We start from the raw sequence: 10,578 nt of genomic DNA on the forward strand, positions 1-10,578 counted from the left end.
ACAGGATTCGGATTAATTTCCGGCTGCTTGCGGAGCGGTGCCGTATACCAGCAGGTCGCGGATTTGCAGCGATGCGTCCCTGCGCGGATTGTGCCATTCGGCCGTGATGCGGTGTGTGCCGGCCGGGAGTTGGTAGCGCCAGAACAGTTCATGGCGGCGGGTGCGGTAAAGCGCGGGGAGCTTGACGCGTTCGACCGGTTGCCCGTCGATGGAGAAGGTTACTTCGGCGACGTACGACTCGTCGGGGCAGCGCAGGTTTCCCGTCAATACCGCACCGATACCGTCGAATTCGATTCCGCCGGCCTCGTGAAGCGACTGGTGTATCGCACGGCGTTCGGTCGGGTAGTGCCCCTCGAACGATTGTTCGAAACGGACGGGGACGGGCTGCTGACATGCGATGGTCACTTCGTCCCCGTCTGCCGAACCGCCGTTGCGGCGGATTACTTCCAGCGCCTGGTCGAAGCTCATCTTATAGGTGCGGTTGAGCGAGATGTCGGTATAGGCGAAGTCCATATCTTCTACCTCGCGCAGGTTGCGCATCCATTTTTCGGGGATTCTGCTGTACCCGAGCATTGTGCCCAGGATACCGCCGGCCGATGCCGGGTTGCAGTCCGAGTCCTGTCCGCAGCGGGTGGCGATGTCGAGCGTCTTCGAGAAATCGCCCTCGCCGTAGAGCAGGCCGATGAGGATGTAGGCGCTGTTGATTACCGCGTCGATGTTGAACGGTACGAACACTCCGTCGGGGCAGCCGATGTCCGAGCTCCATTTCTTTTCGCATTCGAACCATGTGCGCTTCCAGTCGCCGGGATACTGCTTGTGCCAGGCGATGACATCTTTCATGCACCGGTGATAGCGGCTCTGTTCGGGGATGGTTTTCAGGGCTTCTTCGACGATGAACCCGATGTCGTCCGAGATGAACGAAAGCGAATACATCGCGGCCACGTAAACGCCGCCGTACCAGCCGTCGCCGTAGTTCATGATGTGGCCCACGCGGTCGCAGATCTCCGAGGCCGCGTTGGGCATGCCCGGGGACATGAGCCCCGCAAAATCGGCTTCGATCTGGAAGTCGAGGTCATCGGCATGGGGGTTGTTGAGCCAGTGCCCCGTTTCGGGCGGACGGATGCCGTTGAGGATGTTGTAACGTGCGGCCTGGTTGGCATGCCATAAAACGTAGCCTGCATGGGCGAAGGCCGCGGCGAGCGAATCGACCGGGGCGTCGATGCCCAGCCGGTCGAAGACCTCGACGAACGTCAAATCCATATACACGTCGTCGTAGAGCCCCGGCGTATTCTCGTACCATTGTTTGATGTAATGTTCCGGCCACGGAATCGGGGTGTATTCCTGAATCATCGTGCCGTTGAATTTGAACTCCGTCGGGCCGCCGTAGGTGCATCCGATCGTCTGGCCGGCCCAGCCGCCCTTGATTTTGTCGAGCAGCCGTTCTTTGGTGATGGTGACGTTTTCGGGGAGCTCGCGGGCCGTCGGTCGGCCGTTGCACGAGACGGTGACCGCTGCCGTGCAGAGTAATAATAAGGTTTTTTTCATGGTTCGAGTCTGTTTTAGCGTTATAGGTTGAATACGTCGACTTCGGTACGGTAAGGTACGGAATTTTGCGCACCTACGCGTGTCACCGATATGGCCGATGCCTTGCAGGCGAAACGTACGGCTTCGGGAAGCGTCCGTCCCTCGGAAAGGGCCACGACCAGCGCCCCGTTGAATACGTCGCCCGCGGCGGTCGTGTCGACAGCCTGTGTCCTGTATGCCGGGACGATTTCGCAGTGCTCCCCGTCGAAGACCAGTGCTCCTTTGGCCCCGAGCGTGATGATGACGTTGCACACGCCCATCGACGCGATTTTACGGGCGGCTTCTTCGGCCGTACGTTCGTCGGTGATGCGGATTCCGGAGATGGCTTCGGCTTCGGTTTCATTGGGGGTGATCACGTACAGCGTTTCGAGCAGTCCGGCGGAGAGCTTCGAGGCCGGGGCCGGGTTCAGGACGACCTTCTTGCCCAGCCGGTATGCCATGGCGGCTGCGGCTTCCACGGTTTGCATCGGGATTTCGAGCTGCAGCAGGATGATGTCGGCCGTTTCGACCGCTTCGGCCGACCGTTTCAAATCGTTCGGGGTGAGATGCGCGTTGGCGCCGGGGGCCACGACGATGCAGTTCTCTGCGTTGGTATCCACGGTAATCAGGGCTACGCCCGACGGGTTCTTCGTGTCGGAAAATACATACGAGGTGTCGATGCCTTCTTCGTTGAACAGCTGGTTGGCCTGGTGTCCGAAGATGTCGCTGCCCGTTTTGCAGATGAAGGCGACCCTGCCGCCAAGGCGTGCCACAGTGACGGCCTGGTTGGCGCCTTTGCCGCCCGGGTTCATGAAGAAGGTGCCTCCGATGACCGTCTCTCCCGGCAGGGGCAGGTGCCCGGTGCAGATGACCATATCGGTGTTCGAACTGCCGATTACAAGGATTTTTGATTCTGACATAATGGTTTTGAATGTATGGCTGTTTATCCGCCCCTGCCGGTTTCGAGCCGGCAGGGGAGGGGGTGTTTGCTTTGTTAGTCGGTGTAGCCGTCGTTTTGTTTCAGGTTGGTGTTGGTTTTGCGGACGTTGGCCGGAATGGGGTAGAGTTTGGTGTACTCCGGGCTTACGGCCGGTTTCAGATCGCGTGCGTCGTTCCATTTGCCGAAACGGATCATGTCCTGGCGTCGCACTCCTTCCCAGGCAAATTCGCGTCCGCGTTCGTCGTAGATTTCGTCGAGCGTCAGATCGGCAGCCTTGTAGTCTTCCAGCCCCGTGCGGCGGCGTACCTCGTTGAAAAGGGGTACGGCCAAATCGGCATGTCCCTGGCGCACGAGCGCCTCGCCCTTCATCATCAGCACGTCGGCATAGCGATAGACCACATAGTCGTTGTCCATGCATTCGCCTTGCAGTCCGTTTGCATATTCGTATTTGGCCGAGCGGACGCCTTCGTTCGATTTTGCCGGGTTCGAGAAGTCGAACAGCGAAGTGATGTGCGGGGTGTAGTCGAGCTGCTGCCCGTTCTGCATCAGGAGCGGATTGCCCGACATGTCGTACTGGGGGCCTGCCAGCCACTGCCTGCGGCGGATATCCTGCGGGTCGTACTTGTTGTAGAACGATTCGGTCGCGGCAAATCCGTTCCAGCAGAAGTCCAGTATGCCGTAGCTCTGTTGCGAAAGGCTGTTGAGCGTCAGTTGGTGAAACCGGAAGACGTGCCACCAGTTCTGCGAGGTGTAGACTTTGTCGTAGAGGATGACGAAGATGTTCTCCTTCGATGAGGTGTTATCCACCTTGAAGTTGGCGAAGTAGTCATCCTCGATTTCCAGCTTGTTGAAACCGATGACCTGGTCGCAGGCGTCGATGGTTTCGTCCCATTTGGCCTGTCCGATCCACTCCTGGGCGTTGATATAGAGTTTGGCGAGCGTGGTGTAGGCCATCGCCTTGGTTACGCGGCCGTAGTTCGAAGCGGTCGGCACGTCCTGCAGCAGGCCGACGTTATCCTTGATTTGCTGTTCGATAAACGAGAAGAGGAACTTGCGATCCACTTGCCGGGGCAGGCTCGTGTCCGAGAAGTCCGTGGTGAAGGGGACGTTGCCGAACAGGTCCATGGCGTTGAGGTAGAACCATGCGCGCATGATTAGCACCTCGGCGATGAGGCTGGACTTGGCCTCGAAATCGACCGACGACTGGTCGAACTCATAGAGTATCTGGTTGCAGAGCGAAATGCCGCCGAAAAGGAACTCCCAGATCGTTTGCAGATCCTGCATCTGCGAATTCCACGTGTGTGCATGCATATCGCGCCATACGCCGTCGTCGACCCACTGGTTGCCTTCGCGCAGGGGGCTGACCGCCTCGTCCGTCGATACGGAAATCGTGCCCCAGATACAACGGTAGCAGGTGTAACGTACCAGGTATGCGTAAATACGCCCGGCGCTCATCAGGAACTCTTCCTCGTTGTTGAAGAATTCGTCGGACGGAATCGAGGAGTGGGGATGTTCCTCCAGGTCGGTGCAGGAACTCAGCGTTGCACTCGACAGGAGTATCGTGGACAGGATTAATACTATCTTTTTCATAATAGGTTCGTTTGTTGTTCGGATGATTTAGAATGCGATGGCAGCTCCGAGAACGAATGTGCGCGTACGGGGGTAGAAATCGTACCAGTCGATGCCGGGTTGCAGGCCCGAGATGCTGACTTCGGGGTCGATGCCTTTGTAGCCGGTGATGGTGAAGAGGTTTTGTGCCGTGACATAGCAGCGCAGCCTGGAGATGACCTTCGATTTGAGCTTGAAATCATAACTCAGCGTTATATTGTCGAGTTTGAGATAGGAACCGTCCTCCACGAACCGCGACGAATAGTATGCGCCGTCCTTGTAGTCGGCATGGTCGAGTGTCGAACGCAGGATATTGCGGGTGCCGAAATAACCGAACCCTTCGTAATAGACGCGGCTCTGGTTCAGGACGTCGTTGCCGATGGAGCTGCGCAGCAGGAAACTCAGGCTCCACTGCTTGTAGCTGAAAGTATTCTGCAGCGACAGCAACACGTCGGGATAGGCGTTGCCGATAACCTGGTAATCCGCTTCGGTAATGCCCTCTATCCCGTCGAGATCTTCGTAGATGGCGCCGCCGTTGTCGTTGAAGCCCAGGAATTTCGGGCCCCAGAAGTTGCCAAGCGAACCGCCTTCGACGATGCGCATGGTATACATTTTCAGGTCGTCGGGGAAGTAACCGGTCTGAATCTGCACCATTTCGTAATCCTCGTTGGAGAATTTGACCAGGTTGTTCTTGTTATGGCTTATCGTCGCCGCGAGATTCCAGGTGAAGTTCTTGCGCGAAACCGGCGTGGCGTTGACCGTCACTTCGATACCCTTGTTGTCGATCGTGCCGACGTTGGCGAATTTCGAAGGGTAGAGGTTGGGCGGTACGGGTACGGTATAGGTGTAGAGCAGATCCTTGGTGCGGCGGTTGTAGTAGTCGACCGTGACGTTGAACCGGTTGTCGAGCACGCTCATGTCGATGCCCACGTTAAACTCTTTCTTCTTTTCCCAGCGCAGGTCGGGATTGGGGTTGCTGCCGGGCTCGTAGGTGCTGATCCACTTTTTGTTGTAATAAAAGTTCGACGAACCCTTGCGCAGGATCGACAGCGAACGGTAGTTGCCGATTTCCTGGTTGCCCGTGACGCCGAATCCGGCGCGCAGTTTGAGTTCGTTGAGCCATTTGGCATCCTTCAGCCATGCTTCGCGCGAAATGCGCCAGCCGAGGCTCACGGCCGGGAAGGTGCCCCATTTATGGTTGTCGCCGAAGCGTGACGACCCCTCGTACCGCACCGACGCCGAGAGCAGGTACTTCTCCTTGTAATTATACATCACGCGGCCGAAGAAGGCGATAAGCCGGTTGTCCTCCTTGCTGCTGCCCATCGAAGCGAGCCCCTCCTTGAGCGCCCCGCCGCTGCCGATGTTGTAGAACCCGAAGATGTCCGTATCGAACTTGTAGTTCATCTGGTCATAGCTTTCCGAGCTTCCCTCGCTGAACGAGTAACCGGCGATGGTTTGCAGCCTGTGGTCGCCGAACGTGCCCGAATAATCGATTGTCGCTTCGAGCATCTTGTTCTTATAGTGGTCGTTGTAAGTTTCAGCCGTCCCGTTGTTGCCGATATTTACCGGATAATAGCGGCCGTAGTAGTGCCCGTAGCGTTCCGAACGTTCGATGATGGCGCCCATGGCGCTGATTTTCAGACCGTCGATAATGCGGAACGAAGCATTGACGCTTCCGGAGAACTCTTTGCGGATGCCTTCGTCGTCACGTTGTTCGAGCATGGCTACGGGGTTGTGGTAGTCGATTCCGGGCGAGAAGAAATAGTTGCCGTACTGGGGGTTGTTGCCGTCGGTTTCGTAGATGGGTTCGGTCGGGTTGCGCAGAACGGCCTGCCGCATGATGAACTTGTCCGCATAGGAGCCCTTGCCGGTGGTGTACGCAAAATTATAATCCACCTTCAGCCGATCCTGGATGAGTGACTGGCTCACGTTCAGACGTCCGCGGAGTTTCTCGCTTTCGGTTTTCTTCACCAGTCCGATGTCGTTGGTGTAGGAAACGCTTGCGCGGTAGTTGAGTTTTGCGGAGCCGCCTGAGGAGGATACGTTATAATTCTGGCTTACAGGATGTTTGCGCGTGACGGCGTCGAACCAGTCGGTCGACCCTCCGAAATCGTACGACGATGCTTTGTCGGGGAAATATTGCCGGATTGTGTTGCGGTATTCACTTGCCGACATCACGTCGGGTTTTTTGTCCACGCTTTGCATGGCGACATAAGCCGAAAATTCGATGCGGTTCTCCCCCGCATGTGCTTTTTTCGTCGTCACCAGGATGACGCCGTTCGTACCCCGGGTGCCGTAGATTGCAGCGGCCGAACCGTCTTTCAGCACGTCGAGCGAAGCGATGTCGTCCGGGCTGACGTTCGACAGGTCGCCGCCCACCACGCCGTCGATGACTACCAGCGGCGAAGCGCCGCCGGCCATTGTCGTCATGCCCCGCAACTGGATTTCGAAGTCGCCGTTGGGGTCTCCGCCGTCGGCGCGTACGATATTCAGACCTGCGACCTGGCCTTGGAGCAGTTGCAGCGGATTGGTGATGTTCCCTTGTTTGAAATCATCGCTCCTGAGTGAGGAAACCGAGCCGGTCAGCTCTTTTTTCGTGGTCGTGCCGTACCCGATCACGACCACATTGTCCATTGTCGTGATCGACTCGGTGAGCTGCACATCGAGCGTTGTTTTCGTTCCTGCCGGAAGCTCCGTGTTCCGGTAGCCGATGAATGAGAATTCGAGTACGGCATTTTCCGCGTTTTGCAGACGCAGCGTGTAGCTGCCGTCGGCAGAGGTGCTGACGCCGTTGGTCGTGCCTTTCTCGACGACCGTTACGCCCATCAGCGGCCTGCCCGTGTCGTCGGTTACCCGGCCGGAAATCGGGCGGGTGTCGTTTTGTTGCATGATGTCGTAATCTCCGGTACGGGCTGCATGCATGACGGTCGGCAGCGTACCGAGCAGCGCAGCCAGATAACAGGTGCGCAACATGTTTTTTCGTAGAATCAGGGTCATGGTTTTAGAGGTTTAGTTGGTTGGACTGGTGGTGGGACGGCTTTGTCCCGGGCTTGGATTACATGGTCGTCGATGTTTTGGGTTAATTAAATTATTGAATATGTATGCTTGTCGCCCCGGTTGCGGATTGTTTGGCGTATTTGTCCGGCCTTTTGTTATACAAATATAAGTTTAATAGTTATAATGAGGAGGCATATTTTTGCTGTGACTATGATAAACCCAAATTGATTTATTAAAAATAATGTGTATTGTGTTTTTCGATTTAAAATATTGATTATTAGAGATGTGATTTCATTATTACGGATGTGTGTGCGCATTTTATTTGGTTATTTTCAAATGTTTTTATCTGAAATAAGCGGTTATAAGGAACGATGGTCGTGAAAAATGCCGCAGGAAGCTGTCCGATGGGGCGGTAATGCCGGTTTTGCGGGTATCGAGCGGCTTTATCATCCATTTGGGATTATCCGGATAAGCATGAATTTGTCCGGGGATATTCCGTTATAAGCCGGATCTTTATCAGGGAATTCCGGGATTCCTTCTCCGGCAAATAATTCCTATCTTTGTGTAACTAACCCGCAAGGCCATGAACAAAGCTATTTCGCTGCTTGTACTTATCCATTCGATGACGAAGGCGGAAAAACGCTATTTCAAACTTTACAGCAACCTGCAGCAGGGCGATAAGGTCTATCTGACGCTGTTCGCCCTGATGGAGGAGTGCTCTTCTGTGGAGGAGGTTGCCCGGCGTTTTGGCGTTGATGCCGGGGAAAGCAGTTTCGACATCGCCGTCAAACACCTGTATAAGGTAGTTGTCGACTGTCTGCTGCATTTACGAAGTCGTTACGACATCCAGGCCCGCATTTCCGACCGTATGGCTGAAGCGGAGCTCCTTTTCCGGTGCGGCCTGCTGCAGGCGGCGACCGAGGAGTTGAGCCGGGCGAAAAAACTGGCCCGGCAGTATGAGATGACAGCCCTGCTCATCCAGATCCGGCAGACGGAATTGCGTTACCTGAGTGCCGGGGATTTTCAGGGGATGAGTGAAAGGCAGTTGGTCGAAAAGCAGATGAAGGTGAACGAGGCGCTCAAGCATTTGCGCAGTGCCAACCAGCATATGCAGCTCTACGATATTCTCAAATACAGGGCGCTTTACCGCAGTAAGGTGCGTTCCGAACAGGAATGCCAGAGCCTGAACGATTTGGTGCTGAGCGAGCTGCACCTGATCGCCAATAATACTTACACCGGTTTCGAGGTGGATAAACTCCACCAGTTGTTCCAGTCGACCTATTTCCTGCAGTCGGGCAATTACAAGGCTGCCATCCGTATCTATCAGCAGCTGCTCGAATTGTTCGACCACAATCCGGGCCGGATGCTCAACCCTCCGCTGCATTATCTCGATGCTGTCCTGGGGGTATTGGACAGCCTGCTTTCGGCGGGGCTTTACGATGAGATGCCGTTTTTTATCGCCAAGCTGCACCGGCTTACGGAGGGCGACTATCCCCAGGAGTTCGTCCGCAAGGTGGTGGCCTTTATCTATCTATACGATTCGTTCCGGCTCGTCAATTGCGGGGCTTTCGCCGATGCGCAGAAACTTTATAAGTTGCATGAGGAGACCCTGTTCCGCAAACTGTCGCAACAAAAACTCGATGTCCAATTGTTGTTGCAGCTCAATCTGGTCGTGCTGCACCTGGTGTGCGGCCGGGGCGGAGAGGCCCGTAAGGCCATGATACGGATTCAGGCCACCGGGCTCGTGTTCTATAACTTCCCGGCTTTCCGCATTGCGCGGCTGGTGAACCTGCTCCTGCAGGCCGAATGCGGGCGGTTCGATTTCGCCGAAAACGAAATCAAATCCATACGCCGCAGCAGTTCTATCGGGAACAGCTCGGTCGAAAAACTTGTTTTCAGGTTTGTACGCCTCTTCCCGCTGCCCGGAAGCCGGCGGGAGCGGATTCGTCTGTGGGAGCGGCTGTGCGGTGCGGTGCAGGCGGTTGCCGCCGATAAATACGAGCGGCCTTTGCTCAAATACTTCGATTTTACGGCGTGGATCGAGGTGCGCCTGACCGGGGCGGCCCTGTCGGATGTGCTGGGGCGTAATACCCGGCAGCAGGCCGATCGGTTCAGCGTATAGCCGTTCTGCCGGCAGGGCCGATGCCCTTGAATGGAATTTGGCGCGGCCGCTGTGCTCGCTGTGGGGCGCTCTTGCGGTATCGGTAAAAAAAATCCCGGACCATAGCGGCCCGGGATTTTTCTGTCGGAATTGCGGATTAAGCCTTGCCGGCCGAACCCAGAACGCTTTCGCATTTGTGCATGTAGAGCTTCTTCAGCTCGTCGCGGGCCGGGCCCAGGTATTTGCGGGGGTCGAACTCGGCGGGCTGGTCTACGAAGATCTTGCGGATGGCTGCGGTCATCGCCAGACGGCCGTCCGAGTCGATGTTGATTTTGCAGACAGCGCTCTTGGCGGCCTTGCGGAGCTGCTCCTCGGGAATACCTACGGCGTCTTTGAGCGCGCCGCCGTGCGTGTTGATGATTTTCACGTACTCCTGGGGTACCGACGACGAACCGTGCAGTACGATGGGGAAGCCGGGAAGCTCTTTCTCGATTTCGGCAAGGATGTCGAAACGCAGTTCGGGCGGAACGAGGATACCCTCGGCGTTGCGGGTGCACTGCTCGGGCTTGAACTTGTTGGCGCCGTGCGAGGTGCCGATCGAGATGGCCAGCGAATCCACGCCGGTCTTCGATACGAAGTCAACGACATCCTTGGGGTCGGTGTAGGTGTGGTGCTCGGCCGAAACCTCGTCCTCCACGCCGGCCAGAACGCCCAACTCGCCCTCGACCGTTACGTCGAACTGGTGTGCGTAGTCCACGACCTGCTTGGTGAGCGCTACGTTCTCTTCGTAGGGCAGGTGCGAACCGTCGATCATCACCGACGAGAAACCCATGTCGATGCAGCTCTTGCACAGCTCGAACGAGTTGCCGTGGTCGAGGTGCAGCACGATCGGAATGTTCTTGCCCAGCTCCTTCGCATACTCCACGGCGCCCTGCGCCATGTAGCGGAGCAGCGTCTGGTTGGCGTATTTGCGCGCGCCCGATGATACCTGGAGGATCACCGGCGAGGAAGCCTCCACGCAAGCCTGGATAATGGCCTGCATCTGCTCCATGTTGTTGAAGTTGAATGCCGGGATGGCATAACCGCCTTTGATGGCCTTGGCGAACATCTCACGGGTGTTCACAAGGCCCAAATCTTTGTACGATACCATAGTAATTTAATTTATGCAGTGAATTGTTTCTCTCAAAAAACCGCACAAATTTAATAAATATTCTAATTAATTGCGCCTGTTCGGGCTATTTTATTCACTTTTTGTGAAAAAAATAACAGTCGGCGGAAAATAGTTGTGCAATCCGGATAGTTTTTTGTATTTTTGCATGGCTTTAGCCCGGGCGGCCCGGATGGCCGGCCCGGAATGTCGGACGCAGGG

General features: G+C 56.1%; 6 protein-coding genes. 1 reads left to right on the plus strand and 5 read right to left on the minus strand.

Annotated features, from left to right (window positions below; genetic code table 11):
* Window positions 1–12: 12 nt before the first annotated feature.
* The 4 genes from QZT71_RS07205 to QZT71_RS07220 all read right to left on the minus strand — a co-directional run bounded on the left by QZT71_RS07205 (window position 13) and on the right by QZT71_RS07220 (window position 7,108).
* On the minus strand, window positions 13–1,545 hold the full coding sequence (locus QZT71_RS07205; protein ID WP_295914398.1) for an ADP-ribosylglycohydrolase family protein: 1,533 nt from the start codon (window positions 1,543–1,545) through the stop codon (window positions 13–15).
* 20 nt (window positions 1,546–1,565) lie between these two features.
* The gene (rbsK, locus tag QZT71_RS07210; RefSeq protein WP_295914401.1) at window positions 1,566–2,483 is read right to left on the minus strand and encodes a ribokinase; all 918 of its coding nucleotides are present in this window, start codon (window positions 2,481–2,483) and stop codon (window positions 1,566–1,568) included.
* A 74-nt stretch (window positions 2,484–2,557) separates the two neighbouring features.
* Window positions 2,558–4,093, minus strand: coding sequence for a RagB/SusD family nutrient uptake outer membrane protein (locus QZT71_RS07215; RefSeq protein ID WP_295914403.1), 1,536 nt, complete (start codon window positions 4,091–4,093; stop codon window positions 2,558–2,560).
* A 27-nt stretch (window positions 4,094–4,120) separates the two neighbouring features.
* A complete protein-coding gene (locus QZT71_RS07220) occupies window positions 4,121–7,108 on the minus strand; it encodes a TonB-dependent receptor (RefSeq protein ID WP_295914405.1) in 2,988 nt (995 codons plus the stop codon).
* Between the two features lie 583 nt (window positions 7,109–7,691).
* On the opposite strand from QZT71_RS07220, the gene QZT71_RS07225 reads away from it, so the two are divergent.
* A complete protein-coding gene (locus QZT71_RS07225) occupies window positions 7,692–9,230 on the plus strand; it encodes a hypothetical protein (RefSeq protein ID WP_295914408.1) in 1,539 nt (512 codons plus the stop codon).
* A 136-nt stretch (window positions 9,231–9,366) separates the two neighbouring features.
* On the opposite strand, the gene QZT71_RS07230 is transcribed toward QZT71_RS07225, so the two are convergent.
* The gene (locus tag QZT71_RS07230) at window positions 9,367–10,359 is read right to left on the minus strand and encodes a class II fructose-bisphosphate aldolase (RefSeq protein ID WP_009596759.1); all 993 of its coding nucleotides are present in this window, start codon (window positions 10,357–10,359) and stop codon (window positions 9,367–9,369) included.
* Window positions 10,360–10,578: the final 219 nt, after the last annotated feature.

This window comes from uncultured Alistipes sp., from assembly GCF_902388705.1.
Taxonomy (GTDB): domain Bacteria; phylum Bacteroidota; class Bacteroidia; order Bacteroidales; family Rikenellaceae; genus Alistipes.

What these genes read in the sequence shown, in the direction of transcription:
- QZT71_RS07205 (WP_295914398.1), bottom strand. Translation starts at nt 1,545, where the DNA reads ATGAAAAAAACCTTATTATTACTCTGCACGGCAGCGGTCACCGTCTCG.
- rbsK (WP_295914401.1), bottom strand. Translation starts at nt 2,483, where the DNA reads ATGTCAGAATCAAAAATCCTTGTAATCGGCAGTTCGAACACCGATATG.
- QZT71_RS07215 (WP_295914403.1), bottom strand. Translation starts at nt 4,093, where the DNA reads ATGAAAAAGATAGTATTAATCCTGTCCACGATACTCCTGTCGAGTGCA.
- QZT71_RS07220 (WP_295914405.1), bottom strand. Translation starts at nt 7,108, where the DNA reads ATGACCCTGATTCTACGAAAAAACATGTTGCGCACCTGTTATCTGGCT.
- QZT71_RS07225 (WP_295914408.1), top strand. Translation starts at nt 7,692, where the DNA reads ATGAACAAAGCTATTTCGCTGCTTGTACTTATCCATTCGATGACGAAG.
- QZT71_RS07230 (WP_009596759.1), bottom strand. Translation starts at nt 10,359, where the DNA reads ATGGTATCGTACAAAGATTTGGGCCTTGTGAACACCCGTGAGATGTTC.